25 protein-coding genes and 1 tRNA gene are annotated in these 25,472 nt (G+C 66.3%); 15 read left to right on the top strand and 11 right to left on the bottom strand.

Annotated elements, in window-relative coordinates:
- Positions 1-5 precede the first annotated feature (5 nt).
- Positions 6-614: a TetR/AcrR family transcriptional regulator gene (locus tag APT59_RS05770; protein WP_237140572.1), complete on the bottom strand. Its 609-nt coding sequence runs from the start codon at positions 612-614 to the stop codon at positions 6-8.
- Between the two features lie 189 nt (positions 615-803).
- Here APT59_RS05770 and APT59_RS05765 point away from each other — a divergent pair, with 189 nt between their 5' ends.
- The gene (locus tag APT59_RS05765; protein WP_059313983.1) at positions 804-1,814 is read left to right on the top strand and encodes a hypothetical protein; all 1,011 of its coding nucleotides are present in this window, start codon (positions 804-806) and stop codon (positions 1,812-1,814) included.
- Positions 1,815-1,824: 10 nt separating this feature from the next.
- On the opposite strand, the gene APT59_RS05760 is transcribed toward APT59_RS05765, so the two are convergent.
- From APT59_RS05760 to APT59_RS05750, 3 genes are all read right to left on the bottom strand, one after another.
- A tRNA-Sec gene (locus tag APT59_RS05760) sits at positions 1,825-1,920 on the bottom strand.
- A 9-nt stretch (positions 1,921-1,929) separates the two neighbouring features.
- Complete coding sequence (gene selB, locus APT59_RS05755; RefSeq protein WP_059313982.1) at positions 1,930-3,843, bottom strand: selenocysteine-specific translation elongation factor; 1,914 nt, start codon at positions 3,841-3,843, stop codon at positions 1,930-1,932.
- 89 nt (positions 3,844-3,932) lie between these two features.
- Positions 3,933-4,820 (bottom strand): LysR family transcriptional regulator, encoded by an 888-nt coding sequence (locus APT59_RS05750; protein WP_059313981.1) that lies wholly within the window; start codon positions 4,818-4,820, stop codon positions 3,933-3,935.
- A gap of 111 nt (positions 4,821-4,931) precedes the next feature.
- Between APT59_RS05750 and APT59_RS05745 the strand changes: the two genes are divergently transcribed.
- Positions 4,932-5,918: an aldo/keto reductase gene (locus APT59_RS05745; RefSeq protein WP_059313980.1), complete on the top strand. Its 987-nt coding sequence runs from the start codon at positions 4,932-4,934 to the stop codon at positions 5,916-5,918.
- Between the two features lie 45 nt (positions 5,919-5,963).
- On the opposite strand, the gene APT59_RS05740 is transcribed toward APT59_RS05745, so the two are convergent.
- On the bottom strand, positions 5,964-6,281 hold the full coding sequence (locus tag APT59_RS05740; protein ID WP_059313979.1) for a DUF2288 family protein: 318 nt from the start codon (positions 6,279-6,281) through the stop codon (positions 5,964-5,966).
- 214 nt (positions 6,282-6,495) lie between these two features.
- Between APT59_RS05740 and APT59_RS05735 the strand changes: the two genes are divergently transcribed.
- The 5 genes from APT59_RS05735 to APT59_RS05715 all read left to right on the top strand — a co-directional run bounded on the left by APT59_RS05735 (position 6,496) and on the right by APT59_RS05715 (position 11,385).
- Positions 6,496-7,617, top strand: a complete 1,122-nt coding sequence (locus APT59_RS05735; protein ID WP_059313978.1) for a branched-chain amino acid ABC transporter substrate-binding protein — start codon at positions 6,496-6,498, stop codon at positions 7,615-7,617.
- Positions 7,618-7,731: 114 nt separating this feature from the next.
- Complete coding sequence (gene livH, locus APT59_RS05730) at positions 7,732-8,655, top strand: high-affinity branched-chain amino acid ABC transporter permease LivH (RefSeq protein ID WP_017642422.1); 924 nt, start codon at positions 7,732-7,734, stop codon at positions 8,653-8,655.
- Entirely contained in the window at positions 8,652-9,908 is a 1,257-nt protein-coding gene (locus tag APT59_RS05725) for a high-affinity branched-chain amino acid ABC transporter permease LivM (RefSeq protein ID WP_059313977.1), read from the top strand. The genes livH and APT59_RS05725 overlap by 4 nt, the downstream gene beginning before the upstream one ends.
- The gene (gene livG / locus APT59_RS05720) at positions 9,905-10,672 is read left to right on the top strand and encodes a high-affinity branched-chain amino acid ABC transporter ATP-binding protein LivG (RefSeq protein WP_059313976.1); all 768 of its coding nucleotides are present in this window, start codon (positions 9,905-9,907) and stop codon (positions 10,670-10,672) included. Before APT59_RS05725 ends, livG begins: the two co-directional genes overlap by 4 nt.
- Before the next feature lie 11 nt (positions 10,673-10,683).
- Positions 10,684-11,385 (top strand): ABC transporter ATP-binding protein, encoded by a 702-nt coding sequence (locus APT59_RS05715; RefSeq protein ID WP_059313975.1) that lies wholly within the window; start codon positions 10,684-10,686, stop codon positions 11,383-11,385.
- Positions 11,386-11,684: 299 nt separating this feature from the next.
- Here APT59_RS05715 and APT59_RS05710 read toward each other — a convergent pair whose 3' ends face one another.
- Positions 11,685-12,596, bottom strand: coding sequence for a LysR family transcriptional regulator (locus APT59_RS05710; RefSeq protein WP_059313974.1), 912 nt, complete (start codon positions 12,594-12,596; stop codon positions 11,685-11,687).
- Positions 12,597-12,692: 96 nt separating this feature from the next.
- On the opposite strand from APT59_RS05710, the gene APT59_RS05705 reads away from it, so the two are divergent.
- The 3 genes from APT59_RS05705 (at position 12,693) to APT59_RS05695 (ending at position 16,773) form a co-directional block, all read left to right on the top strand.
- A complete protein-coding gene (locus APT59_RS05705; protein WP_059313973.1) occupies positions 12,693-13,292 on the top strand; it encodes a short chain dehydrogenase in 600 nt (199 codons plus the stop codon).
- Positions 13,293-13,352: 60 nt separating this feature from the next.
- Complete coding sequence (locus APT59_RS05700; protein WP_059313972.1) at positions 13,353-14,033, top strand: COG3650 family protein; 681 nt, start codon at positions 13,353-13,355, stop codon at positions 14,031-14,033.
- A gap of 175 nt (positions 14,034-14,208) precedes the next feature.
- Positions 14,209-16,773: an EAL domain-containing protein gene (locus APT59_RS05695; protein ID WP_059313971.1), complete on the top strand. Its 2,565-nt coding sequence runs from the start codon at positions 14,209-14,211 to the stop codon at positions 16,771-16,773.
- Between the two features lie 28 nt (positions 16,774-16,801).
- Here the strand turns inward: APT59_RS05695 and APT59_RS05690 are convergent, their stop codons facing one another.
- The gene (locus APT59_RS05690) at positions 16,802-17,764 is read right to left on the bottom strand and encodes a GlxA family transcriptional regulator (protein WP_059313970.1); all 963 of its coding nucleotides are present in this window, start codon (positions 17,762-17,764) and stop codon (positions 16,802-16,804) included.
- Positions 17,765-18,048: 284 nt separating this feature from the next.
- On the bottom strand, positions 18,049-20,007 hold the full coding sequence (acs, locus tag APT59_RS05685; RefSeq protein WP_059313969.1) for an acetate--CoA ligase: 1,959 nt from the start codon (positions 20,005-20,007) through the stop codon (positions 18,049-18,051).
- Positions 20,008-20,170: 163 nt separating this feature from the next.
- Between acs and APT59_RS05680 the strand changes: the two genes are divergently transcribed.
- Entirely contained in the window at positions 20,171-20,521 is a 351-nt protein-coding gene (locus APT59_RS05680; RefSeq protein WP_059313968.1) for a 4a-hydroxytetrahydrobiopterin dehydratase, read from the top strand.
- Positions 20,522-20,550: 29 nt separating this feature from the next.
- On the opposite strand, the gene APT59_RS05675 is transcribed toward APT59_RS05680, so the two are convergent.
- Complete coding sequence (locus tag APT59_RS05675; RefSeq protein ID WP_174523128.1) at positions 20,551-20,964, bottom strand: VOC family protein; 414 nt, start codon at positions 20,962-20,964, stop codon at positions 20,551-20,553.
- Between the two features lie 125 nt (positions 20,965-21,089).
- Here APT59_RS05675 and APT59_RS05670 point away from each other — a divergent pair, with 125 nt between their 5' ends.
- Both APT59_RS05670 and APT59_RS05665 read left to right on the top strand, forming a co-directional pair.
- Positions 21,090-21,314: a hypothetical protein gene (locus APT59_RS05670; protein WP_059316831.1), complete on the top strand. Its 225-nt coding sequence runs from the start codon at positions 21,090-21,092 to the stop codon at positions 21,312-21,314.
- A gap of 2 nt (positions 21,315-21,316) precedes the next feature.
- Complete coding sequence (locus APT59_RS05665) at positions 21,317-21,769, top strand: GNAT family N-acetyltransferase (protein WP_059313966.1); 453 nt, start codon at positions 21,317-21,319, stop codon at positions 21,767-21,769.
- On the opposite strand, the gene APT59_RS05660 is transcribed toward APT59_RS05665, so the two are convergent.
- Complete coding sequence (locus APT59_RS05660) at positions 21,766-21,978, bottom strand: DUF3820 family protein (RefSeq protein WP_042136137.1); 213 nt, start codon at positions 21,976-21,978, stop codon at positions 21,766-21,768. The genes APT59_RS05665 and APT59_RS05660 overlap by 4 nt on opposite strands.
- Positions 21,979-22,100: 122 nt before the next feature.
- Here APT59_RS05660 and APT59_RS05655 point away from each other — a divergent pair, with 122 nt between their 5' ends.
- The gene (locus APT59_RS05655; RefSeq protein WP_059313965.1) at positions 22,101-22,910 is read left to right on the top strand and encodes an SDR family NAD(P)-dependent oxidoreductase; all 810 of its coding nucleotides are present in this window, start codon (positions 22,101-22,103) and stop codon (positions 22,908-22,910) included.
- A 537-nt stretch (positions 22,911-23,447) separates the two neighbouring features.
- Positions 23,448-25,076 (top strand): methyl-accepting chemotaxis protein, encoded by a 1,629-nt coding sequence (locus tag APT59_RS05650; RefSeq protein ID WP_082696291.1) that lies wholly within the window; start codon positions 23,448-23,450, stop codon positions 25,074-25,076.
- A 41-nt stretch (positions 25,077-25,117) separates the two neighbouring features.
- Here APT59_RS05650 and APT59_RS05645 read toward each other — a convergent pair whose 3' ends face one another.
- Complete coding sequence (locus APT59_RS05645; RefSeq protein WP_059316830.1) at positions 25,118-25,309, bottom strand: hypothetical protein; 192 nt, start codon at positions 25,307-25,309, stop codon at positions 25,118-25,120.
- Between the last annotated feature and the right edge of the window lie 163 nt (positions 25,310-25,472).

The following is a 25,472-nucleotide window of genomic DNA, read 5'->3' as shown; positions in this document are numbered from 1 at the left end:
GCTGACTACAGTACCGCGCGCACCAGGCGGGTGAAGGCCTCGATGGCCTCGCGCTCGCCCAGCGTCTTGCGCACCACGGCCGCGGCCAGGGCCTCGCCCGCGCCGACCAGGCCGATGCAGGACACCTGCAACTCCGCGGCGGGTCTTTTGCTGTGCGACGTGAGCACCGCCGCCACCATCTGGGTGCCATGTTCCAGCAGTTCCTGGTACACCGCCGTCTTTTCCTCACTCCCCGCCAGCGCCGCCGCCAGCATGCCGACCTCGCCCTGCATGTCGGTCACGCAACGGATGTAACCCTCGGCCAGCGCCGCGGTGGCCTCTTCGGCACTCTGCTGACGGGCGACCAGGGTCTGGCGGAAGGCGTCCATCTGCGCCAGATCCAACCAGCGATAGAGCTCGATGAGCAGCCCCGAGCGGGTGCCGAAGTGCTCGTAAACCACCGGCTTGGACACTCCGGCCCGCACGGCCAGATGGCCGAGAGTCAAGCGATCCGCCCCCTCTTCCCGTGCGATGAACCGCGCCGTCTCCAGCAACTGCTGCCGCCGCGCGGCCTTCGAGAGGCGTCGTCCCGAGCTCTCCGAGCCTGACTTTTCCACCTTGGATCGTTCTGCCATTCGTCAAATCACCTTGCAAACCTACTAAAGGTAGGTTAATCCTGAATACAACCTACTATTGGTAGGTTATCGGCAAAAGATGTCTTCAGCCAGACCTGCCGTGGTGGTCGCGGAACAGGTCACTGAATCCTCGACATCAGGGTTATCGCCGACGATGGATCCCATCATTTCGCTATCGAGGACCGGATCATGACACTGCAACCCGTACTTTTCGCTGGTGGCTCAGGCACGGTAGGCCGCCAGGCCGTCCAGTGGTTTCGCAAGCGCCACCCCGACCGGCCTCTGCTGGTGGGCGGTCGCACACTTGGCACTGCCCAGGCCGTGGCCCGGATCGCGGGCAATGCCCAGGCAGTCATCCTCGATCTCGACCGGCCAGGACTTGGTCTGGACGAGACACTCTCCCCCGGCGCCATGATCATGCTCGCGCCGGACCAGGCGCTGCACGGCCTGCGCCTCGCCCAGACCTTGGGCATCCCCTACTTGAATGCCAACACCGGCGTCACCGAACTGGGGCTGGAGGTCGCGCAGTTCATGCACCGTCCTGCGGCCAACGCTCTGGTGCTGTCCAGCCACTGGGCCTCCGGAGCCGCTCTGGCGCTCGCGCTCGACCAGGCAAGCGGCCTGGCGCGGGTCGACGCTATCAAGATCGACGTCCTGCTCGACGAAAAGGATCCAGCCGGCCCGCTGGCCTGGGAAGACATGGAGCGTGTCCACAGCGCCGCCCCTGCCGCGCTGGTGTTCCACAACGGTCGACGTCACTGGCTGACCGGCGCAGCGATCCAAGGAGAGATCACCGCGCTGGACGGTCGCCGGCTGCCTGCTACCGCCTTCGGCTCCATCGACCTGCTGAGCCTCTATTCTGCCACCGGGGCCGGAGATATCCGCTTCGACCTGGCCACGGGCGAGTCCTCCAGTCGCCGCCGAGGGGCGGAAACGGCCGCCGAGATCGTGGTGACCGTCACCGGCGAAGCAGCGGGCCGGTGGACCACCCGGCGTGCCGTGCTGGAATTCCGCCACGGCCAGTCGTCGCTCACGGCTCTGGGCCTGGTGCTGTCGCTGGAGCGAGTGTTGGGACTGGAGACTGGCACCCCGCTACCTGCGGGCCTCTACATGCCTGAGTTGCTCTGGGAGGCCAAGTGGTTTCTGCAGGAGTTGCAACGGGAAGGCGGGGTGATCCATCAGCTGGCGGATGGGCACTGACGGCGGGAAATGGCGGAAGGCAGTGGGAGTCGAACCCACCCGGGAACGGCTGCCGTCCCCAACCGGGTTTGAAGCCCGGCCACGCCACCGGGCGTGATTGCCTTCCTCTGCTGCGCTAACCCTCGGCCGCGCGGGCCCAGGCGCTGTCCGGGCGAACCCGGCGCTCGTCGCCGAAGCGACGGGTGAAACCGATGCGATCCAGGCATTCGAGGATCTGGATGCTGCGCTTGCGGCCGATGCCGAGGGCATCGCGGAAGGCCGCGGCGCGAATGATCCCTGCTTCGCGCTCCAGGCGCAATGCCTCGCCGGCCGCGGCTTCCAGGCTCGCCTGGGGATAGAAGAGATCCTTGACCACCTGGGTCAGTTCCCCCAGCCGAGCCAGTTTGCGCAGCAGCAGCCGTACCTCGGCCTCGGGCTGACCCAGGTGCTTGGCCAGGTCCCGCGTCCAGGGCGGATCGAAACGCTGGGCCTCCAGCAGCGGCCAGAGCCGGGCCTTGAGCCCCTCCTCCGCCTCGGTGAGGCGTACCCGATGATCGGGCAGGTGCAGCCAGGGGCCGCTGCTCTGCAGTCGCCCCTCGGCCAGGGCCGTCTCCAGCAGGGCCAGATAGACGGGCCGTTCCAGCGCCGGTGCAGCGATGCGGCGCAGGCGATCCCGATCAGGGCCCAATTCGTCGGGTTGTTCCTGGTGAAAGGTGGCAAGCGCCTCGCTGAGGCGCTCCAGCGCTGCCTGCCACAGAGAAGCCTGGAACAGCCGCGGGCCGACGCGCGTTTCCACCCTCAGGGTGTCGGCTGGCAACTGCCAGTCGCCTTCGGGCCGATTGAACTGGCGCGCGAGCAATCGCGGATCGAGGCCGCCGTCGGCCTGGGCCAGGAGCTCGGGCAAGGCCTCCTCCAGACCGCCCTGGCGCAGTGCCTGGAGTTGTGCCAGGCGCTGCGGCGTGCGGCGATGCCGCGCCGGGGCGAAGGGGTCGAGTAGCCGGGCGCCGCCCAGGGTGCGTTGGGCGGACTGGTCGCGCAGCACCAGGCGATCGCCATGCACGCCGTGCAGCGGGGCATTGAGCACCAGCTGTGCCAGGGCCGTGGCGCCGGGTGCCAGGCTGTCGCCTTCCAGCAGGGCCACCCGGCCGGTGAGATCCTGGGCACCCAGGTGCACGTGCACCGGCGTCCAGTGCGCCAGGTTGCGCGCCTCGCCGGGCAGCAGCCGGAGCTCCACGTCGATCCGGGTGGTGGGCGCATGCAGCGCCTCGGCCACCAGCCAGTCACCGCGGGCGATGCTGTCGGTGCTCAGTCGCTCACCGGCGAGATTGAGGGAAACCCGTTGACCGGCCCGGGCGGTCTCGGCCGCACGATTCTGGGCATGCAGACCACGTACCCGCAGGCGCTGCCCGCGTGGGGTGAGCAGGAGTTCGTCGCCCACCGCGACCTGGCCGGCAAAGGCAGTGCCGGTAACGACCACCCCGGCACCGGCGACGCTGAACACCCGATCCACCGCCAGGCGGAAGCTGCCCCGGGCATTGCGCTCACGCACCTCGCCCAGGGCCTTCAGCAAGGCGGCGCGCAATGCGGAAATGCCTGCGCCGCTGGGACTGGCCACCGGATACAGCGGCGCGCCGGCGAAGGGCCCGGCAGCCAACAGCACACCGACTTCCTGGCGCACCTCCGCCAGACGCTCGGCGTCCACCCGGTCGGCCTTGGTCAGGGCCACCAGCAGCCGGGGAATGCCGAGCAATTCGAGGATCGCCAGGTGCTCGCGGGTCTGGGGCATGACGCCGTCATCGGCGGCCACCACCAGCAAGGCCAGGTCCAGGCCGCTGGCACCCGCCAGCATGTTGTGCACGAAGCGCTCGTGGCCGGGTACGTCGATGAAGCCGGTGAGCCCGCCGTCACCCAGGTCGGCGTAGACATAGCCCAGGTCGATGGTGATGCCCCGAGCCTGCTCTTCGCGCCGCCGATCACCGGCGATCCCGGTGAGGGCCTGGATCAGCGCGGTCTTGCCATGGTCGATGTGGCCGGCGGTACCGATGATCATGAGGGCTGCATCAGGCGGGAAAACAGGGACGTCATGGAGACTCCGGACGGCGGTCGGACCCCCAGGGTAGCGGCGGCTGGCGGTATCGCCTAGCCGTGACGCTCGCGCAAGAAGGCCACGAAAGCCCGCAGTGGGGCCGGCAGCTGCCGGCGATCCGCGTAATAGAGCCGCGGACCGGGAAAGACGCTGGACCAGTCTGCCAGCACCTCGACCAGGCGGCCGTCGGCCAGGGGTTCGGCCAGGTAGTCGGCGAAGGAATAGATCAGGCCGACACCGTCGAGGGCGGCCTGCAATTCCAGATCGAGTGTCGAGGCCAGCAGGCGACTGCCCGGCGCGACATTGAGGACCTCGCTGCCGCGCTCGAAGCTCCACTGCGCCACCAGGCCGCTAGCGAAGCGATGGCCGATGCAGGAATGCCTGACCAGGTCAGTGGGATGCACAGGTACGCCATGCTGTTCCAAGTAGGCGGGCGTGGCCGCCACGGCGAATCTCTGGGTGGCCGGGCCCAGCCGCACGCTGATCATGTCGCCTTCCAGATGCTCGTCGTAGCGCACGCCGGCATCGAAGCCTGCGGCGAGCACGTCGATCAATCGATCCTCGGCCACCACCTCCAGGCGAATGCCGGGATGCCTGGCCAGGAAGGGCCCGATCAGCGGGGGCAACAGCACCCGGGCGACGATGGTGGGCACGTTGAGTCTCAGACTACCGACCGGGCTCTCGCCCTCGGCATTGATGGCGTCCAGCGCGCCGCGTACCTCGCGCAGCGCCGGGGTCAGGCGCTCCAGCAGGCGCTGGCCGGCATCGGTGGGGGTCACGCTGCGAGTGGTGCGATGCAGCAACCGGACATCCAGCTCCCGCTCCAGCCGGCGCACGGCATCGCTCAGGGAAGACGCCGCCACACCGCGCACATAGGCGGCGCCGCGAAAGCTGCGCGCCTCGGCCACGGCGGCGAAGGCTGCCAGGTCATCCAGATTCATTGGCACCTCCATTGTACGGCTGAGCGAACAGGTCGTTGTGTCCAGCCCGGATTATCGCACAGCACCTTGGAGGCTAGAGTGCAGCCTCATCCACCTGACTAGGAGTCCCTCATGCAACAGCGTCGCTTGGGCCAGCAGGGCCCCCTGGTATCCACGCTCGGTCTGGGCTGCATGGGCATGTCCGACCTTTATGGCGCCGCCGACCGTGACGAGGCCATCGCCACCGTCCAGGCCGCCCTCGAACGCGGCGTCACCCTGTTCGATACCGGTGACTTCTATGGCATGGGCCACAACGAGCTGCTCCTGGGCGACGCCCTGCGCGGTCGGCGGGATGAGGCGCTGATCAGCGTCAAGTTCGGCGCCCTGCGCGGCCCGGCCGGCGAATGGCTGGGCTACGACACCCGCCCCGCGGCGATCAAGAATTTCGTCGCCTATAGCCTCAAGCGGCTGGGTGTGGACCATATCGACATCTATCGCCCGGCGCGGCTGGATCGCCAGGTGCCCATCGAGGACACCATGGGCGCCCTCGCCGAGCTGGTGCAGGCCGGCTACATCCGCCACATCGGCCTTTCCGAAGTGGGGGCGGACACCCTGCGGCGGGCGGCGGCGGTACATCCGGTCTGCGACCTGCAGATCGAGTATTCGCTGGTCTCGCGCGGTATCGAGGCGGAGATCCTGCCGACCTGCCGCGAACTCGGCATCGGCATCACCGCCTATGGTGTGCTCTCCCGGGGCCTGCTCAGCGGCCACTGGCGCCAGCCCTCCGGCGGCGGCGACTTCCGCGCGCTCAGCCCGCGCTTCCAGCCGGGCAACGTGGAGCGCAACCTGGCGCTGGTGGAAGGCCTGAAGCAGTTCGCCGAACGCCGGGGCACCACCCCTGCCCGGCTGGCGGTGGCCTGGGTCGCCGCCCAGGGTGAGGATATCCTGCCCCTGGTCGGCGCCCGGCGGCGCGATCAGCTGGACGAATCCCTGGGCGCACTGGACATCACGCTCAGCGTCGCGGACCGCGTCGAACTGGAACGACTGCTGCCACCGGAGGCGGTCGCCGGCGATCGCTATGGCGAACACCAGCTGCGCGATCTCGACAGCGAAGCTTGATTCTCACCGTCGACCAACGGCCCGCCTTGCGCGGGCCTTTGCGTTTCAGTCCGCGGAACGCTCGGCCGGACGCTCCTGCATCAGTACCCAGGGCGCGACCACCACCGCCCACAGGGCCACCGCCGGGGCTTCCAGCCGCCGCCGTGCCCGGTCTTCGTCGACCTTGGCCAGCTGACCCTGCTGCAGCCATTGCCCCACGCGACCGGCATCGTCCTGGGTCACGGCGATGGCCGCCTCGATCAGGTCCAGCTCGGGTGCCACTTCCAGCAGCACGCCCCGCGCAAAATGCGGTTGCAATTCTTCCCAGCCGATGGCGGCGGTCTGCCCGAGCAGGGTGGCGTAGAGCGTTGCGTGATCGGTCATGGTGCGGGCCTCGCGAAAAGGGCGGATTCTACCGGCGCCCTTCCCACTTGCCGAGCGCCCGGACGCGCGGTCGACAAGTCCGACAAGTTGTCGTCGCCAGCTTTCCAAGACGAACAGACGGTGATTAAACTGCGCAGCGCGTCATAAAGAACAAAATCGGCACATTTTCGCTTCCAACTGCCTCATTAATAAAAGCATTCCGAGTGGAGCACTCATGAAAAAGGCATCTCTGCGTTTCTCCCGTCTGATCGCCGCCCTGGCACTCGCCGGCATGGCCAGCCACACCCTGGCGGCCGATACCCTGAAGATCGGTCTGGCCGGTCCCAAGACCGGTCCGGTCGCCCAGTACGGTGACATGGAGTTCATTGGTGCCCAGATGGCCATCGAGCAGATCAACAAGGCCGGCGGCGTCAAGGGCAAGCAGCTCGAAGGCGTGATCTACGACGACGCCTGCGATCCCAAGCAAGCCGTGGCCGTGGCCAACAAGATCGTCAACGATGGCATCAAGTTCGTGGTCGGCCACCTGTGCTCCAGCTCGACCCAGCCCGCCTCCGACATCTATGAGGACGAAGGCATCCTGATGGTGACCCCGGCGGCCACCAGCCCCGACCTCACCAACCGCGGCTACAAGCTGATCTTCCGTACCATCGGCCTGGACAACATGCAGGGCCCGACCGCCGGCAAGTTCATCGTCGAGCACGTCAAGCCCAAGGTCGTCGCCGTCATCCATGACAAGCAGCAGTACGGCGAAGGCATCGCCACCGCGGTCAAGCAGACTCTGGATAAGGCCGGCGTCAAGGTCGCCGTGTTCGAAGGCATCAACTCCGGCGACAAGGACTTCTCCTCGCTGATCGCCAAGCTCAAGCAGGCCAACGTCGACTTCGTCTACTACGGCGGCTACCACCCCGAGCTGGGCCTGATCCTGCGTCAGGCGGCCGAGAAGGGCCTGACCGCCAAGTTCATGGGTCCGGAAGGCGTGGGCAACAGCTCCATCTCCGCCATCGCCGGCAAGGCCTCCGAAGGCCTGCTGGTCACCCTGCCGCGCTCCTTCGACCAGGATCCCAAGAACCAGGCCCTGGTCCAGGCGTTCAAGGACAAGAAGCAGGATCCGAGCGGTCCCTTCGTGTTCCCCTCCTATGCCGCCGTGCAGGTCATCGCCCAGGGCATCGAGAAGGCTGGCGACGAGAAGCCCGAGGACGTGGCCAAGGCCCTGCGCAGCAACACCTTCGACACCCCCACCGGTGAGTTGGCGTTCGACGACAAAGGCGACCTGAAGAACTTCGAGTTCGTGGTCTACGAATGGCATGCCGACGGCACCAAGACCGAAGCCAAGTAAGCCCTGCCTGTAACACCGAAGCCCACCGCCAACGGCGGTGGGCTTCGTTTATCCGCCTCCATCCGAGGCCTGGGACCCGCACCAGAAGTGCTCATAGGTCCCCTGGAGACACCCATGCCCGAGTTCTACCACTACCTGCAACAGCTGGTGAACGGCCTCACGGTCGGCAGCACCTATGCCCTGATCGCCATCGGCTACACCATGGTCTACGGCATCATCGGCATGATCAACTTCGCCCATGGCGAGGTGTACATGATCGGCTCCTACGTGGCGTTCATCGCCATCGCGGGCCTCGCCATGCTGGGCATCCACAGCCTGCCCATCGTCATGCTCGCCGCCTTCGCCGCCAGCATCGTCATCGCCAGTGCCTACGGCTACAGCATCGAACGCATCGCCTATCGCCCCCTGCGCGGCGGTAACCGGCTGATCCCGCTGATCTCGGCGATCGGCATGTCGATCTTCCTGCAGAACTGGGTGCTGCTGGCCCAGGACTCCAAGGACAAGTCGATCCCCAACCTGCTGCCGGGCAACTTCATCATCGGCACCGACGCCATGAACGGCGTGGTGATCTCCTATGTGCAGGTGCTGATCTTCATCGTCACCCTGCTCACCATGTTCGGCCTGACCTGGTTCATCTCCCGCTCCCGCCTGGGCCGCGCCTGCCGCGCCTGCGCCGAGGACATCAAGATGGCCAACCTGCTGGGCATCAACACCAACGGCATCATCGCCCTGACCTTCGTCATCGGCGCCACCCTGGCTGCCGTGGCCGCGGTGCTGCTGGGCATCCAGTACGGCGTGATCAACCCGAGCCTGGGCTTCCTGGCCGGCATCAAGGCCTTCACCGCGGCGGTGCTCGGCGGTATCGGCAGCATCCCCGGCGCCATGCTCGGCGGCCTGGTACTGGGCGTGGCCGAGGCCTTCGGCGCCGACGTCTTCGGCGACCAGTACAAGGACGTGGTGGCTTTCAGCCTGCTGGTGCTGGTGCTGCTGTTCCGCCCCACCGGCATCCTGGGTCGCCCGGAGGTGGAAAAAGTATGAGTGCCCGTCTGCGAACCGCCTTCTTCAGCGCCCTGCTGGTGCTGGCCGTCGCCTACCCCATCCTCGGCCTCAAGCTGGAGACGGTAGGCGTCAACCTCGAAGTGCACGGCGCCACGCCGCGTACCCTCTGGATCGTGGCCCTGGCCGCGGTGCTGATGTTCGTCTGGCAACTGGTGCGTGATTCGCTCACCGCTGGCTGGCGTAACCGCGGCGGCCTGCAGCTGCCGGCCACCGGCCTGGGCACCAGGCTCACCGAACCCAAGACCCAGCGCTGGGTGATCCTGGGCCTGGTGCTGGTCGCCCTGGTATGGCCCTTCTATGGCTCGCGTGGCGCGGTGGATATCGCCACCCTGATCCTCATCTACGTGATGCTCGGCCTCGGCCTGAACATCGTGGTGGGTCTGGCCGGTCTGCTGGACCTGGGCTACGTCGGCTTCTATGCCGTCGGCGCCTATACCTACGCCATGCTCTCGCACTACTACGGGCTGGGCTTCTGGGTCTGCCTGCCACTGGCGGGGCTGATGGCGGCGCTGTTCGGTTTCGTGCTCGGTTTCCCGGTGCTGCGCCTGCGCGGCGACTACCTGGCCATCGTCACCCTGGGCTTCGGCGAGATCATCCGCATCCTGCTGCGCAACCTCACCCAGTGGACCGGCGGTCCCAATGGCATCAGCGGCATCGACAAGCCGACCCTGTTCGGCCTGACCTTCGAGCGCCGGGCACCCGAGGGCATGACGCCCTTCCACGAGTATTTCGGCATCCCCTACAACTCCGAATACAAGGTGATATTCCTCTACCTGATCGCCCTGCTGCTGGTGCTGCTGACCCTGTTCGTGATCAACCGCCTCCTGCGCATGCCCATCGGCCGCGCCTGGGAGGCCCTGCGCGAAGACGAGATCGCCTGCCGCGCCCTGGGGCTGAACCCCACGCTGATCAAGCTCTCGGCCTTTACCCTGGGCGCCTGCTTCGCAGGTTTCGCCGGCAGCTTCTTCGCTGCCCGGCAGGGCCTGGTGTCGCCGGAATCCTTCACCTTCATCGAGTCGGCCATCATCCTGGCCATCGTGGTGCTGGGCGGCATGGGTTCCCAGCTTGGCGTGATCCTCGCGGCCATCGTGATGATCCTGCTGCCGGAGCTGATGCGCGAATTCAGCGAATACCGCATGTTGATGTTCGGCCTGCTGATGGTCGTGATGATGATCTGGCGTCCGCAAGGCCTGCTCCCGATGCAACGCCCGCACCTGGAGTTGCGCAAATGAGCCAAGCCCTTCTCGATGTCTCCAGCCTGTCCATGAGGTTCGGCGGCCTGCTGGCCGTCAACGGCGTCAACATCCGCGTGGAGCAGGGCCAGGTGGTCTCGCTGATCGGTCCCAACGGTGCCGGCAAGACCACGGTGTTCAACTGCCTGACCGGCTTCTACCGGCCCAGCGGCGGTGAGATTCTCCTGCGCGGCGAGGCCATCCAGGGCCTGCCCGGGCACAAGATCGCCCGCAAGGGCGTGGTGCGCACCTTCCAGAACGTTCGTCTGTTCAAGGAAATGACCGCGGTGGAGAACCTGCTGGTGGCCCAGCACCGCCACCTCAACACCGGCTTCCTGGCCGGACTGTTCAAGACCCCGGCCTTTCGCAAGAGCGAAGCCGAGGCCATGGACTATGCGCGCTTCTGGCTGGAGCAGGTCAACCTCACCGAGTTCGCCAACCGCAACGCCGGCAACCTCGCCTATGGCCAGCAGCGGCGCCTGGAAATCGCCCGCTGCATGATGACGCGCCCGCAGATCCTCATGCTCGACGAGCCGGCCGCCGGTCTCAACCCGCGCGAGACCGAGGACCTCAAGGCGCTCATCGCCCTGCTGCGCGCCGAGCACGACGTGACCGTGCTGCTGATCGAGCACGACATGCATCTGGTGATGAGCATTTCCGACCACATCGTGGTGATCAACCAGGGCACGCCCCTGGCCGACGGGACGCCGGAGCAGATCCGCAACAATCCCGACGTGATCAAGGCCTACCTGGGCGAATCCTGATGGAGACCTCCATGCTGCAGTTCGACAACGTCTCCACCTTCTACGGCAAGATCCAGGCGCTGCATGGCGTCAGCGTGCAGGTGAACCGGGGCGAGATCGTCACCCTGATCGGCGCCAACGGCGCCGGCAAGTCCACCCTGCTGATGACCCTCTGCGGCACGCCGCGCGCCCATGGCGGCAGCATCCGCTACGAAGGCGAGGAACTGGTCGGCCAGGAAACCGCGCAGATCATGCGCAAGGGCATCGCCGTGGTGCCGGAAGGCCGCCGGGTGTTCGCCCGCCTGACCGTGGAAGAGAACCTGGCCATGGGCGGCTTCTTTACCGAGAAGGACGGCTACGACCGTCAGCTGGACAAGGTCCTCGGCCTCTTCCCCCGCCTCAAGGAACGCTATGCCCAGCGCGCCGGCACCATGTCCGGCGGCGAGCAGCAGATGCTCGCCATCGGCCGGGCGATGATGAGCGAGCCGCGCCTGCTGCTGCTCGACGAACCCTCCCTGGGTCTGGCGCCCATCATCATCCAGCAGATCTTCGAGATCATCGAACAGCTGCGTCAGGATGGGGTGACGGTGTTCCTGGTCGAGCAGAACGCCAACCAGGCGCTCAAGCTGGCCGACCGCGGCTACGTGCTGGAGAACGGCCGCATCGTCATGCAGGACAGCGGCGCCGAACTGCTGGCCAACCCGGACGTGCGCAAGGCCTATCTGGGCGGTTGAGTCTTTGGTTCCAATCGTCACCATGGCCGCGATAGCACGTAGGTTGGGTTGAGACGGCTCCACCGTCGAAGCCCAACGGTGCCTGATCGAGGCAATGGCTTGTTGGGCTTCGCTACGCTCAACCCAACCTACGGCGGATCGACCGTAGGTTGGGTTGAGACGGCTCCACCGTCGAAGCCCAACAGCACCGTAGCGTGGAAAACGGCGCAGCCTTTTCCACTGGGGCTTCCTGGCAAAGGGTGCCCTCTCCCGGAGGGAGAGGGGGTTATCCCTGCAGGCCTTCAGCTCCATCAGCCCCACTACCCCAAGGCCTCCAACCGCTGCCGACTGCGCTCGAACCAGTCGCTTAAGGCTTCCGCTACGACCCGCGTCCGCTTGGGCAGCCCACCCTGGTAGGGATGTACCAGGAACAGCGGCAGGCTGGGCGTGCGCCACTCCTTGAGCAGCCAGACCAGGGCGCCACTGGCCAACTCCTCGTGCACCATGAACGACGGCAACCGGGCGATGCCGTGCCCCGCCAGCGCCGCCTGCTTGAGCAGGCTGTAGTGGTTGCAGGCCAGGCCAGGGTTCACCTGCACCCGTTCGAGCCCGTGGTCGCGGTGATAGAGCCAGCGCTCACCTTCGGCATAGTGGCTGTTCACCAGGCAGGCGTGCCCGGCGAGATCGGCCGGCGCTGCCGGTATCTCGTGCCGCTGCAGATACCCGGGCGCGGCGCAGGTCAGCTCCTGCATGGCAAACAGCGGCCGCGCCACCAGGCGCTCGTCCGGTTCCACCCGGGCGCGGATGGCCAGGTCGAAGCCGTCCGCCACCAGCTCGCGATAGCCGTTGTCCAGCACTACCTCCAACTGAATACCAGGATGCGCCGTGCGACAGGCCAGCAGCACCTCGAAGAAGGTGTAGCCCAGCGAGACCGGCACCGTGAGCCGCACCTGACCGGTCGCCTCCTCGCGCAGCCGCGCCACGCTCTGCAACGCCCGCTCGCCCTGGCGGCGCAGCGCCTGGGCTTCCGGCAACAGTTCACGACCCGCGGCGGTCAGGGTCAGCCGGCGGGTGGTTCGGTGCAGCAGGTCGGTTTCCAGCCGACTCTCCAACGCCCGGATACGCTTGGACAGCTGTCCCTTGCTGCAGCCCAGCCGCTGCGCCGCCGTGGTGAAGCTGCCCACTTCGCAGAGCACGGCAAATGCCACCAGATCCGCCAGCTGTTCCTGCATCGTTTCCTCCTGGAAACACTGGATTGCCTATAGGCCGATTTATCATGCCAATGGATCATCCTAGGCTGGACTCCTCTTCTACAAGGAGTCCAAGCCATGAAAGTCATCCTCGTCGGTGCCAACGGCACCCTGGGCAGTGCCATCGCCGCACGCCTCGGCAGTCGTCATGAACTGATCCGTGTCGGTCGCCAATCCGGCGATCTGCAGGTCGACATCACCCAGCCGGAGTCCATCCGTACCCTGTTCGCCCAGGTCGGCCGCTTCGATGCCCTGATCAGCGCGGTGGGTTCGGTGACCTTCGCGCCCTTCACCGAGATGACCCCGGAGGCCTTTCAGAAAGGCCTGCAGGACAAGCTCATGGGCCAGGTCAACCTGGTGCTGCTGGGCCAGGCGCAGGCCGCCGATGGCGCCTCCTTCACCCTCACCACCGGCATCCTCAACGAGCAGCCCATCGCCCAGGGCAGCTCGGCGGCCATGGTCAATGCCGCCCTGGAGGGCTTCGTACGCGGCGCGGCCATCGAGCTGCCGCGGGGTCAGCGTCTCAACGCGGTGAGTCCGACGGTGCTGGAAGAATCGCTGGGGCACTACGGCGATTTCTTCCGCGGCTTCAAGCCAGTACCCGGCGCCGACGTGGCCCTGGCCTACGAACGCAGCGTGGAAGGCAGGGAAACCGGCAAGACTTATCGCGTCTGGTAAGTCCTTGAGCTCCCGGCGTTGTCTGAGTAACGTGTGCCCACCTCAGTCGGGAGTCCCGCGATGCCAGCGCCGCGTTCCATCTTTCCCTTCGCCCTGCTCGGCCTCCTCGGCGGCTGCAGTCTGTTCCAGAGCGACGACACCCCGCGTGCACCGGGCGGCGAGCGCCTGCAGGGCGATCTGCGCTGGAGCGGCGAGCAGCTGCTGTTTCGCCCCTGCCAGGAACAGCGCTTCTTCGACGTCACCGATGCCAACAACACCGCCATCCTGCGCGACGCCCACGAACTGGCCGCCGACAGTGGCGCCGCGTCGCTGTTCGCCGATCTGCGCGGCAAGCTGAAGTCCGGCGGCCGCGACGGTGCCCAGGGCATCTTCGCCGTCACCGATGTCTATCGCGTGCAGTACAGCGGACCTGGCTGCAGCGATCCCAACTTCAAGCGTACCGCCATGAGCGCCAGCGGCCACGGGCCGGACTGGAACGTCCAGGTGAGCAACCAGGGCATGCTGATCAGCACCGCTGGCCAGCAGCGCCGCGCCCTTCCCTACCTGCAGGAAGAACTGCCTGGCGGGATGCGCGCCCTGTCCACCGAAGCCAACGGGGAGAAGGTCGAGCTGTGGATCAACCCCCGGCGCTGCGTGGACGGCCGTACCGGCACCGTCCAGTCGCTGCAGGCCGAACTGCGCATCAATGGCCAGACCTGGCAGGGCTGCGCCTCCTATGGCGGCGCCGGAAATCCCACCTAGGACGGGGTTCGCGCGTCGCTTAGCGCGATCTCCTTGGCATCTCCCGCTTTACGTTTAGCGTCGCGCCTCTTCACGGGCTAGTCTAGCGGCGGCAAGGTTCTACCCGCTTCGCTCGGTCGCCTTCGGGCACCGTCCGGCGAAGGCACAGGAACGCTCAATCAGCCAGGGTTCAGGCATGTCATCATCTCCAGTGTCCCGCAGCGCACCGCCGCGCCGGCGCGGCCACACCATCATCCTGCGGTTGTTTCCGGCACTGTGCGTACTGCTGCTGGCGCTCATCGGCCTGGGCTGCTACCTGCTGGTCGACAACGCCGTGCGCCAGGATGCCACTGTCGCCCAGCAGACCGAGCGGGCCATTGGCCGTACCTTCACACGCCTCGACGAAGAGGTCGCCCGCAACCTCATCGACTACAGCAAATGGGACGAGGCCTATCTCCGCCTCCACCAGGCGCTGGACAGTGACTGGGCCTTCGCGCAGGGCAACCTCGGCGAGTCGCTGTTCCGGGTCTATGGGTACGAAGGGGTGCTGGTGTTCGACGGCCAGAACCAGCCCCGCTATCGCCTGCTCGATGGCCAGCTCGCCGACCCCGCCACGCCCTGGCTGGCCGGCGACGTCGCCGGTCTGCTGGCGGCCGCACGCAGCGCGGATGCCCGCGCCGGCAGCGTCTCCGGGGTCCTGAACGTAGGCGGTACGCCAGCGCTGGTGGCCGCTGCCGCCATCACGCCGAGCGACCATGCCGGCGTCCGCCCCCAGGATCCCCCAGCCTCGGTGCTGGTGTTCGTCAATGTCCTGAGTCCGGCCAAGCTGGCCATGCTGAGCGAAGTCAACGGCCTGCCGCCCCTGGGCATCACCACCGACCCGACCGGCAGCCGCGCCAGCTGGCAACTGCCGGGCTCCCGCTATCAGCTGACCTGGCGCCCGCCGCGTCCGGGGTTGTGGCTCATGCAGCAGACCCTGCCGCTATTCGGCGGTGGCGTCCTGATCCTGCTGCTGGGGCTGATCTGGCTGTTTCGTCAGGCGCTGATCTCGATGCGCCAGCTGGATGCCCAGTACGACGACCTCCTGGCCAGCCGCAGCGAATTGGCCATCGGCGAACGCCGCTTCCGCGATATCGCCGAGGCGACCTCGGACTGGCTATGGGAGGTCGACGCCAATCTGCGTCTGGTCTACGTCTCGGAGCGCTTCGCCGAGGTCACCGGCGAGGCCGCCGAACGTTGGCTGGGGCGCCCGCTCAACGAGCTGCTGACACCCCATGCCGATACCCTGGCGCACTGGCTTGCCAGCCATGAGCACGATCGCAAGCCGCGGCCGCCCCTGGTGTGCCACTACCTGGACGGCAGTGGTCGCGAGCGCACCTGCCGGGTGGCGGCCCGCGCCATTCCCGAGGGTGGCTATCGTGGCACCGTCACGGATCTCACTGACGAGATCGAAGCCCTGGCCCAGGTGCAGCACCTGTCCTGGCACGACCCCCTGACCGGTCTGCCCAATCGCCACCGCCTGCACCAGTTTCTCGCCACCCGCCTGGACGGTCCGGACCCGCGCCCCCTGGCCCTGATCAGCCTGGATCTGGATCGCTTCAAGACGGTCAACGACGCCCTCGGTCATGCGTCCGGTGACCAGGTCCTGCAGGAAGTGGCACAGCGCCTGCGGCAGAACGTGACCGCCACCGATCTGGTGGCGCGGCTGGGCGGCGACGAATTCTGCGTGGTGCTCAGCGGCGAACGCGACCCACGCGCCATCGCCGACCTCTGCCGGCGCCTGGTGGAGCAGTTGCGCCAGCCCTTCCGCCTCGGCGAGCAGCGGGTGTTCATCGGCAGCAGCCTGGGCGTGGCCCTGGCGCCACGGGATACCGGCATCCCGGCGGAACTGCTGCGGCTGGCGGACATCGCGCTCTACCAGGCCAAGGCGGCCGGTCGCGGCACCTGGCGCTTCCACGAGCCGGCCATGAACGAACAGGTGCTGCTGCGCCGGCAGTTGGAACAGGATCTGCGCCAGGCCTTGCGCGACAACCGCCTCAGTCTCTACTACCAACCACGGCGCTGCTTGGCCGATGGCAGTCTGCGCGGCTTCGAGGCCCTGGTACGGTGGGACCATCCCACCCAGGGCCTGCTGGAACCCCTGGACTTCCTGGCCCTGGCGGAAGACGCCGGGCTTGGGCAACGCCTGGGGCGCTGGGTGCTGGAGACGGCCTGCCACGATGCCCAGGGCTGGCCGGAACAGCTCTCGGTATCGGTGAATCTGTCGCCGCAGCAATTCCATGCCAACGAGGATCCGGTGCAGACCGTAGCCGAGGTGCTCTATCAGAGCGGCCTGGCGGCGCCCCGTCTGGAACTGGAAATCACCGAACGTACCCTGCTGGATCCGGCGGCGGACGTGGCCAACACCCTGGGCGCGCTCAAGGGCCTGGGCGTGCGCCTGTGCCTGGACGACTTCGGCTCCGGCCTGTGCTCCCTGGCCTATCTGCGCCGCTATCCGCTGGATGGCATCCGCCTCGACCGCAGTCTGATCCCGCGGCCCGACCATGCACCGGAAGACAGCGCCCTGGTTCGGGCGATGATCGACCTCGGTCGGTCGCTGGGGCTGACGGTGACGCTCAAGGGCGTGGAAGACGCCGACCACCTGCGCCAGGTGCAGCACCTGCCAGCGGACGAGATCCAGGGCTTCCACTGCGGCGCGCCCTTGCCAGCCACCCGCCTGGGCACCTGGCTGAGCGAAGTGGCGGCGCAGCCGCTGAGCTGAAGTGACGGGCGCGGGCCAGGCCCTTCGCCTAGCGCTCAGCCACCATGCTGCCCTCGCCTGCCGCGCCGCGGCGCTGGTTGCGGTCATCGCGGGGGGTGACGCCGAAGAAGTTGCGATAGGCGCTGGAAAAGTGCGGTCCCGAAGAGAAGCCGCAGGACAGGCCGATCTGGATGATGGACTTGCTGGTCTGGGTGAGCATCTTGCGCGCCCGGTTCAGCCGCAGCTCCAGGTAGTACTGGCTGGGCACCCGCGCCAGGTATTGCTTGAAGATCCGCTCCAGCTGCCGGCGGGACACACAGACGTGCTGGGCGATCTCGTCGGTGGTGAGCGGCTCTTCGATGTTGGCTTCCATCAGCATCACCGCCTGGGTCAGCTTGGGATGACTCGACCCCAGCCGATTCTTCAGCGGAATGCGCTGCCGCTCGCTGCCTTCGCGCAGGCGCTCGACGATCAGCTCCTCGGCAATGGTGCCGGCCTGTTCGGCGTCGCGATCGCGGCCGATCATGGCCAGCAGCAGATCGAGGATGGCCAGGCCACCGCAGGCGGTCAGGCGATCGCGATCCCATTCGTAGAGATGATGGGTGGCGATGACCTTGGGAAACTGCTCGCTGAATTCCTCCAGCCAGCGCCAGTGCACGGCGGCGCGATGACCGTCGAGCAGGCCGAGCTGGGCCAGGATATGCACGCCCGCGGAAAAGCCCCCCATGACCACACCGGCCCGGGCGGTCTGGCGCAGCGCCGCAACCAGGGGCGGCGGCAGCGCCGGCGAAGGTTCGTCGGCCAGCACGAAGAGCCGATCCAGGCGTTCCAGCTGTCCCTCCCAGTGGCCACCCGGCAGCCGCGGCTGCAACTCGCTGCCAGCCTGCAGGAAGCGCACCTCGTAGGGCGTATCGCTCGAATGGCGAGCAGCGAGTTCCAACGCTTCCTCGACCAGGCCCACGGTCAGCGGACGAACGTCGGGCCACAGCAGAAAGGCGATGCGGATGGTCATCTAACGTCTGGCTTCCTGTCGAGAGCGGCGGGTGCGGACCGATCCGGGGACCGCGCGCCATGAAACCCTTGTGGGGTGCACGCATGGTACGCCGGAGTGGTGCCCCTGTCCTGGCCTTTGCCACCGGTAGCGGACCGATGTGCGCTCCGGTCCGCCGGCTGGCGCGATTCTAGCCCCGGCTGACCGGCCAGGGCTTTTACCCTGGCGACAAGTCCTTATAGGGACGCCCAAAAGAAACCGCCCGCGACCGGTGACGGGCGCGGGCGGTTGGCGAGGCGGATGGATCAGGCCACGGCCTGGCTCATCTGCTGATGGGTACCGACCAGGTGTTGCACCACGCCCGGGTCGGCCAGGGTGGAGATGTCACCGAGGGAGTCATACTCACCCACGGCGATCTTGCGCAGGATGCGCCTCATGATCTTGCCGGAACGGGTCTTGGGCAGACCGGGCGCCCACTGGATGACGTCGGGCGTTGCGATGGGCCCGATCTCCTTGCGTACCCACTGCTTGAGCTCCTGGCGCAGCGCCTCGCTGCCCTCCTCGCCCTGGTTGAGGGTGACGTAGACATAGATGCCCTGGCCCTTGAGGTCATGGGGCATGCCCACTACCGCCGCTTCGGCGACCTTGGCATGGGCGACCAGGGCACTCTCGATCTCGGCGGTGCCCATGCGATGGCCGGAGACGTTGAGCACGTCATCGACGCGACCGGTGATCCAGTAGTAGCCATCTTCGTCGCGGCGGGCGCCGTCACCGGTGAAGTACATGCCCTTGAAGGTCTTGAAATAGGTGTCGACGAAGCGGTCATGGTCGCCATAGATGGAGCGCGACTGGCCCGGCCAGGAGTCGAGGATCACCAGGTTGCCTTCCACGGCGCCGTCGAGCAGGTTGCCTTCGTTGTCCACCAGTGCCGGCTGGATGCCGAAGAACGGGCGGGTCGCCGAACCGGGTTTCTGGCCAATGGCGCCCGGCAGCGGACTGATGAGGATGCCGCCGGTCTCGGTCTGCCACCAGGTGTCGACGATGGGGCAGCGCTCCTGGCCCACGGTCTTGTAGTACCAGTGCCAGGCCTCAGGGTTGATGGGCTCGCCCACCGACCCGAGCAGGCGCAGGCTGCTGCCGTCGACGCCCTGCATGGCCGCATCGCCCTGGGCCATCATGGCGCGGATGGCGGTGGGCGCGGTGTAGAGGATGTTGACCTGGTGCTTGTCCACCACCTGGCCCATACGGGTGACGTCAGGGTAGTTGGGCACGCCCTCGAACAGCAGGGTGGTGGCACCATTGGCCAGGGGGCCGTAGACGATGTAGCTGTGGCCGGTGATCCAGCCGACGTCGGCGGTGCACCAGTAGACCTCGCCGGGGCGATAGTCGAAGACCCGCTCGTGGGTCAGGGCGGCATAGGTCAGGTAGCCACCGGTGGTGTGCAGGATGCCCTTGGGCTTGCCGGTGGAGCCGGAGGTATAGAGGATGAACAGCGGCGCCTCGGCGGACATCTCCTTGGGCTCGCAGTGTTCCGGGGCCACCGAGGTGATGTCTTCATACCAGACGTCACGGTGGCGGTGCCAGGCGATGTCGGCGCCGGTGCGCTTGCAGACGATCACCTTGCGCACCGAATAGGTGGCCGGGTTGGTCAGGGCCTCGTCGACATTGGCCTTGAGCGGGATCTTGCGACCGCCGCGCACGCCTTCGTCGGCGGTGATGACCAGCTTGGACTGGCAGTCGCTGATGCGGCCGGCCAGGGATTCAGGGGAGAAACCGCCGAACACCACCGAGTGCACCGCGCCAATGCGGGCGCAGGCCAGCATGGCGACCACGGCCTCGGGGATCATCGGCATGTAGATGGTCACCACGTCGCCGCGATGGATGTCCTGGCCGCGCAGGGCGTTGGCCAGCTGGCAGACCTCGCGATGCAGTTCGCGGTAGGTGATGTGACGGCTGTCGGCCGGATCGTCGCCTTCCCAGATGATGGCGGTCTGGTCGCCACGGGTTTCCAGGTGGCGGTCCAGGCAGTTGTAGGAGGCGTTCAGGGTGCCATCGGCGAACCACTGGATGTCGACCCGATGATCGTCGAAGGAGGTCTGCTTGACCCGGCTGAAGGGTTTGATCCAGTCCAGGCGCTGGGCCTGCTCGCGCCAGAAGCCATCGGGGTTGAGGATGGACTGCTGGTACAGGCGACGATAGGTGACTTCATCGGTCAGGGTCCGGGAAGCGACTTCCGCGCGGACCGGGTAGAAAGCGGCACTCATGGGACGATCTCCTCGGCGGGAAACTGTTGTTCTTGTTACCTTCCGTTGTACGGCGCGCACCGGTTTCGGGCCATTCGACCATGGTCGGACGGGACGCCATAGGCTGACCGGCGGGTCTGGTACCCTTCCGCTTTCATGACTTTCTTCCCTCAAGGAGCGCCCCATGGCCGATCTCGCCCAGTCCCATTGCGTCCCCTGCCGCTCCAGTGAGCCGGCCTTGAGCGAGGCCGCCAGCACCGAATTGCTAAAGGCCGTCCCGGGGTGGACGCTGGTGGAACGCCAGGGGGTTCCGCGCCTGGAGCGCCGCTATGCCTTCGGTAACTTTCTCGAAGCCCTGGACTTCACCAATCGGGTCGGTCGGGAGGCCCAGCACGAGGATCATCACCCGGCCCTGCTCACCGAATGGGGCGCGGTGACGGTGAGCTGGTGGACGCACAACATCGGCGGCCTGCACCGCAACGACTTCATCATGGCGGCCCGCACCGACGCGGTCGCCCTGTCGGCCAGCGTCTAGCCGCTGGATCGACGACTCAAGGCACGGCCCTAGTCGCAGGCAGCGGTCAGCCCCTCGGCATGGACGAAGCACAGCTTGTTGCCTTCCGGATCGCGGCAATAGGCGGCGTAGAAGTCCGGGCCATACCCTGGCCGTACCCCGGGCGCGCCCTCGTCGCTGCCGCCCAGCTGCAGCGCCCGGTGCCAGGCCGCTTCCACTGCCGCTGGCGACGGTGCGGCAAAACTCACCTGCACGCCGTTGCCCCAGGAGGCCGGCAGGCCATTGAACGGCAACTGCACATAGAATTGCGGCCACTCTCGACCTGGCCGCTGCCAGCCACACCCAGGCGGGCCACCGTCGTCTTCGGCCGGCATCCGTACCAGACCGAGTTCGTGCAACACGCCGTCGTAAAAACCGATCAGGCGCTCCAGATCACGCGCGCCTACCTGTACATGACTGAACATGCGGCTCTGCTCCTGCGACAAGGGTCATCAGGTCACGTTAGACCAGTACGCCGCGGCTGCCTATCGGCTCGACAAGCCCGGTCCGGGCGGTTAGCGTGGCGGCCTTTGCCTTTGACGACATGCCCATGAACCTGCGCAACCTTCCCCGCCTGACCAAGATCGGCCTGGTCTTCTTTATCCTCGGCCTGCTGGGCGTGGCCTTCGCCCTCTATGGCCTCTATCAGGGCCCACGGCCCGCCGAGCCCGGCGCCATGCGCAGCCTGCTGTTTGCCGCCGGCCTGCAACTGACCGGCTACGTGCTGCTCAACCGCAATCGCTTCCGCATGCTGTCCGGCCGGCGCAAGGACTGACCATGGCCATCCAGTGGACCTGCCGCGTCGCCCCGGCACTGACCACCGCCGAGCTCTATGCCGCCCTGGTGCTGCGCGCCCGGGTCTTCGTGGTGGAGCAGGAGTGCGTCTATCCCGATCCCGACGGCCTGGATCTGACGGAAGACGTCTGGCACCTGTTCGGTTGGCAGGATGGCGAACTGCTCGCCTATCTCCGGCTGCTCGGCGCGGTGCGTGACGAGGCGGTGATCGGCCGGGTGATCGTGGCGCCGGAAGGCCGGGGCAGCGGTCTCGGTCATCAGTTGCTGGAAGAGGCCCTGCGGGTCTGCGCCGAGCGCTGGCCCGGGCGTCCGCTGTTCCTCTCCGCCCAGGCCCACCTGCAGGCCTACTATGGCCGCTACGGCTTCACGTCCTGCTCAGGGGTGTATGACGAGGATGGGATTCCCCATATCGATATGCGCCGTGTGGCGGATTAGCGTCGCCGCAGCGGATCGAGCAGCGGCTTGAGGCCGTTGTGGTCGATCTCCTGCATCAGCGCCAACAGCCGCCCCAGTTCGCCGGGCGGAAAGCCGCTGCGGGCGAACCAGTTGAGGTAGTGGCCCGGCAGATCGGCCAGCAGACGGCCGGCGTACTTGCCATAGGGCATGGTCCAGGTCACCAGGGCTTCCAGATCCGCGGGCTGCATCGCTTGTCTCCTCTACACGGCGTGGCGATTATGCCATGCCGGTTCGGGTTACCCGTCGGTTGCGGGGAGCGCCACGCCTCCGCGACGATCCCAGCTACAACAGGTCTGCAGAGGATTTCAGCATGAGCAATGTTACCCGGCCACTGGCCGCCGTTACCGGTGCCTCCAGCGGCATCGGCTTCGAATTGGCCAAGCAGCTGGCCCGCCATGGCCATGATCTGCTGCTGGTTTCCCGTGGCGATGGCCTCGATGCCGCCGAGCGGGAGCTGCGCGCCCTGGGAGTCAAGGTCTGGAGCCATGCGGCCGACCTGCGCACCGCCGTGGGCGTGGAAGAGACCTATAGATTCCTGCGCCGCCAAGGGCGGCCGCTGGACGTCGTGGTGCTCAACGCCGGGGTCGGCCTCGGCGGCGCCTTCGTCGGCCAGACGCGCCTGGAAGACGAGATGGCACTGATCCAGCTCAATGTGATGTCCACCGTGCACCTGGCCAAGCTGGTCTTGCCGGACATGGTCGCCGCCGGTCGCGGCCGGGTGCTCTTTACCTCGTCCATCTCGGCCACGGCGCCGATTCCTTTCGAGGCGGTCTACGGCGCCTCCAAGGCGTTCATCAATTCCTTCGCCTTCGCCGTGCGCAACGAACTCAAGGACAGCGGCGTGACCCTCACGGTGCTCATGCCCGGCCAGACCGATACCAACTTCTTCCACCGCGCCGGCGAGGACGACACCAGCGTCGGCGCCGGTCCCAAGAACGATCCGGTACAGGTCGCGGCCCAGGGCTATGCCGCCCTGATGCAGGGCCTGGATCATGTCTACGGCGGTGGGCCCGAGGTCCAACATGAGGGCGAGGTGCTCAATCGCGTCGAGAGCGAAGCCCAGAAGGCCGAACGCCACCGCGCCTGGTCGGAACCCGGGTCGGCGCAGAAGGACGACTGAGAACCGGTTTTTCAACTGGCATCAGGCCCAAGCGGCCTGATGCCAGAACAAGGGCCTTCGAAACCTGCATCACCACCCCGCGCTCACGTCGCCTATCTCTGGTTATTTCATCATTATTATTTCTTTGGACGCCGATAGCTAACTTAGCTCTCTAACTTCATGGCGTTTTGGATTGAAGCAAAACATCCATACCGGACTATTTAAATTATTTCGGACCATTAAGTCCGAAATGAAGAACCACGTTATCCAGCTATTTTCCTTATTAGCACCGTCTTGAGGTGCAACAGCTACCCTCCGCTCGGACGCCAACCAAAGATCCCATGTCGTATAGGAATGCGTTATTACATCCCAAAATGCCTCTCAGGCTGATAGAGCGGAAAATTAGCGCCATAAGATTGACTAAACAAAAAGAGAAGATGCAAAGCTATCGCGCTACCGATCAAGCGCAGATTTAGCTTATTCATCGGCCACCTGATTCAAATTCCATTGTTTTTTGAAACATTGCCGCCAGTCATTTCCAACAATGAGGAGCAGTTAATGTCATTAAGGAATCTGAAAATAGGTAGCAGAGCGCTGCTGTGCTTTACCAGTTTCGCGGTCTTGCTGATTGGCCTCGGGCTATTCAGCCTGAACCAGATCGGCAAGCTCCGGGAGAGCGAGCAGCAGATCGAGCATGGCAGTTTGGGCGGCACCAGAATCGCGGCCGAGCTGGAGTCCGCCATCCTGCAGATTCGCCTGGAAACCCTGAGATTCATCACGACCACCGACAGCAATTTGAGCCAGGCCAGTCAGGCACAGCTCAAGGAGGAGCAAGACCGCTTCGCCAAGGCGCTTGAGGCCTACCAGAAGGTGATCGGTAGCGACAAGGAAGCCAGTATCTACCAGGAATTGCGCCAACTCATCGCCCCCTGGCGTACGGCCCTGGACGAGGTGCTGCGGCGCTCGGCCAGCGAAGGCACCGACGCTGCCCGAAGCTATCTGAACCAGACCTTCCGTCCGCTCAACGAGCCGGTGCTGGCCAAGGTTCAGGGCCTCATCAAGGTCAATCGTGAGCAGGCCACCGAGATCGGCAAGGAAGCGACCAGCCTCTATGAGCAGAGCCTCACCTATGTGACCGCTACCATGGTCCTGGCACTGGTCATGACCCTGCTGATCGCCTGGCGCTTCACCCAGAGCCTGGTGGTGCCGGTCCGCCGCAGCATGGCGGTGGCCGAAAGCATCGCCAATGGCGACCTCATGCAATCCTGGCAGGACCAGGGCCGCGACGAGATCCACCAACTGAGCCTGAGCTTCGAGCGGATGCGCAGCAATCTGGTGCAAACCCTGCAGCAGATCAGCGATTCCGCCATCCAGCTGGCGTCGGCCGCCACCGAGATGCACGCAGTGACCGAAGACGCCAACCGGGGCCTGAATCAGCAGAATCAGGAAATCGAACAGGCCGCCACTGCCGTCAACCAGATGACCGCGGCGGTGGAAGAAGTCGCCCGCAACGCCGAGAGCACCTCGACCGAGGCGCGTGATTCCGATACCGCCTCGCGCCAGGGTCGCGCCAGCGTCGAACAGACCGTGCATGCCATCGAGGCGCTCAATGGCAACGTCACCGACAGCAGCCAGCAAATCCAGCAACTGGCAAACGATGTCGGCAATATCACCACCGTATTGGAGGTGATCCGCGGGGTGGCCGAACAGACCAACCTGCTGGCCCTCAACGCCGCCATCGAAGCCGCGCGTGCCGGTGATGCGGGTCGGGGCTTCGCCGTGGTGGCCGACGAGGTACGGGCGCTGGCGCAACGGACTCAACAATCGACCCAGGAGATCGAAGCCGTCATCAGCCAGGTGCAGCGCGGCAGCAGCGAGGCGGTCAGCACCATGAATGCCACCGCCGGTCTCGCCCAGCGCACCCTGAACCTGGCGCGGGATTCGGAACAGTCGCTGGCGGTCATCACCAGCGCGGTGACCGGTATCACCGAACGCACCACCCTGATCGCCACCGCTGCCGAAGAACAGGCCCATGTGGCCCGGGAAGTGGACCGGGCGCTGGTGACCATCCGCGACCTCTCGGTACAGAGCGCCGCCGGTGCCAGCCAGACCGCCACGGCCAGCAGCGAACTCTCGCAACTGGCGGTGCAGATGAATCAGCTGGTGGGTCGTTTCAAGGTGGCCTAAGCGAGGCGTCCGCCGGCCTCCAGGCTGGCGGACGGCTTGCCCTAGTCGACCGGCTTGGCTCCAGGCATGCCGCATTTGGCGAACTTACCCTGGGCGTCCTTGCATCGCGCGGCCTTGGCCTTGGTCGTGTCGCACTTGACGAACTTGCCCTGGGCATCCCGACAGGGCGCCGCCTGGACACTGGCAGACGCGAAGAGCGTCAGGGCTACCGCGGTGAACAGTGCCTTGAGCATGACGATCACCTCCAGGGCCGACAGTGGCCTTTGGCAAGCATAGCGAAGGGTGGTGCCGTCGCCAGTCGCCGACTCGCTTGCCGCCTGGCGGTCGCACGCCGCACTGTACCGCTCCATCCAAGCGCCACTGCCTCTCTTCATCCGTCGCGCCCGCCAGGCAAGA

Source organism: Pseudomonas oryzihabitans (assembly GCF_001518815.1).
GTDB classification, from domain to species: domain Bacteria; phylum Pseudomonadota; class Gammaproteobacteria; order Pseudomonadales; family Pseudomonadaceae; genus Chryseomonas; species Chryseomonas oryzihabitans_E.
This window is presented reverse-complemented; position numbering and strand designations above follow the sequence as displayed.

Excerpts from the sequence above, each read along its gene's own strand:
- APT59_RS05770 (WP_237140572.1), bottom strand. The coding sequence starts at position 614 with ATGGCAGAACGATCCAAGGTGGAAAAGTCAGGCTCGGAGAGCTCGGGA.
- APT59_RS05765 (WP_059313983.1), top strand. The coding sequence starts at position 804 with ATGACACTGCAACCCGTACTTTTCGCTGGTGGCTCAGGCACGGTAGGC.
- selB (WP_059313982.1), bottom strand. The coding sequence starts at position 3,843 with ATGATCATCGGTACCGCCGGCCACATCGACCATGGCAAGACCGCGCTG.
- APT59_RS05750 (WP_059313981.1), bottom strand. The coding sequence starts at position 4,820 with ATGAATCTGGATGACCTGGCAGCCTTCGCCGCCGTGGCCGAGGCGCGC.
- APT59_RS05745 (WP_059313980.1), top strand. The coding sequence starts at position 4,932 with ATGCAACAGCGTCGCTTGGGCCAGCAGGGCCCCCTGGTATCCACGCTC.
- APT59_RS05740 (WP_059313979.1), bottom strand. The coding sequence starts at position 6,281 with ATGACCGATCACGCAACGCTCTACGCCACCCTGCTCGGGCAGACCGCC.
- APT59_RS05735 (WP_059313978.1), top strand. The coding sequence starts at position 6,496 with ATGAAAAAGGCATCTCTGCGTTTCTCCCGTCTGATCGCCGCCCTGGCA.
- livH (WP_017642422.1), top strand. The coding sequence starts at position 7,732 with ATGCCCGAGTTCTACCACTACCTGCAACAGCTGGTGAACGGCCTCACG.
- APT59_RS05725 (WP_059313977.1), top strand. The coding sequence starts at position 8,652 with ATGAGTGCCCGTCTGCGAACCGCCTTCTTCAGCGCCCTGCTGGTGCTG.
- livG (WP_059313976.1), top strand. The coding sequence starts at position 9,905 with ATGAGCCAAGCCCTTCTCGATGTCTCCAGCCTGTCCATGAGGTTCGGC.
- APT59_RS05715 (WP_059313975.1), top strand. The coding sequence starts at position 10,684 with ATGCTGCAGTTCGACAACGTCTCCACCTTCTACGGCAAGATCCAGGCG.
- APT59_RS05710 (WP_059313974.1), bottom strand. The coding sequence starts at position 12,596 with ATGCAGGAACAGCTGGCGGATCTGGTGGCATTTGCCGTGCTCTGCGAA.
- APT59_RS05705 (WP_059313973.1), top strand. The coding sequence starts at position 12,693 with ATGAAAGTCATCCTCGTCGGTGCCAACGGCACCCTGGGCAGTGCCATC.
- APT59_RS05700 (WP_059313972.1), top strand. The coding sequence starts at position 13,353 with ATGCCAGCGCCGCGTTCCATCTTTCCCTTCGCCCTGCTCGGCCTCCTC.
- APT59_RS05695 (WP_059313971.1), top strand. The coding sequence starts at position 14,209 with ATGTCATCATCTCCAGTGTCCCGCAGCGCACCGCCGCGCCGGCGCGGC.
- APT59_RS05690 (WP_059313970.1), bottom strand. The coding sequence starts at position 17,764 with ATGACCATCCGCATCGCCTTTCTGCTGTGGCCCGACGTTCGTCCGCTG.
- acs (WP_059313969.1), bottom strand. The coding sequence starts at position 20,007 with ATGAGTGCCGCTTTCTACCCGGTCCGCGCGGAAGTCGCTTCCCGGACC.
- APT59_RS05680 (WP_059313968.1), top strand. The coding sequence starts at position 20,171 with ATGGCCGATCTCGCCCAGTCCCATTGCGTCCCCTGCCGCTCCAGTGAG.
- APT59_RS05675 (WP_174523128.1), bottom strand. The coding sequence starts at position 20,964 with ATGTTCAGTCATGTACAGGTAGGCGCGCGTGATCTGGAGCGCCTGATC.
- APT59_RS05670 (WP_059316831.1), top strand. The coding sequence starts at position 21,090 with ATGAACCTGCGCAACCTTCCCCGCCTGACCAAGATCGGCCTGGTCTTC.
- APT59_RS05665 (WP_059313966.1), top strand. The coding sequence starts at position 21,317 with ATGGCCATCCAGTGGACCTGCCGCGTCGCCCCGGCACTGACCACCGCC.
- APT59_RS05660 (WP_042136137.1), bottom strand. The coding sequence starts at position 21,978 with ATGCAGCCCGCGGATCTGGAAGCCCTGGTGACCTGGACCATGCCCTAT.
- APT59_RS05655 (WP_059313965.1), top strand. The coding sequence starts at position 22,101 with ATGAGCAATGTTACCCGGCCACTGGCCGCCGTTACCGGTGCCTCCAGC.
- APT59_RS05650 (WP_082696291.1), top strand. The coding sequence starts at position 23,448 with ATGTCATTAAGGAATCTGAAAATAGGTAGCAGAGCGCTGCTGTGCTTT.
- APT59_RS05645 (WP_059316830.1), bottom strand. The coding sequence starts at position 25,309 with ATGCTCAAGGCACTGTTCACCGCGGTAGCCCTGACGCTCTTCGCGTCT.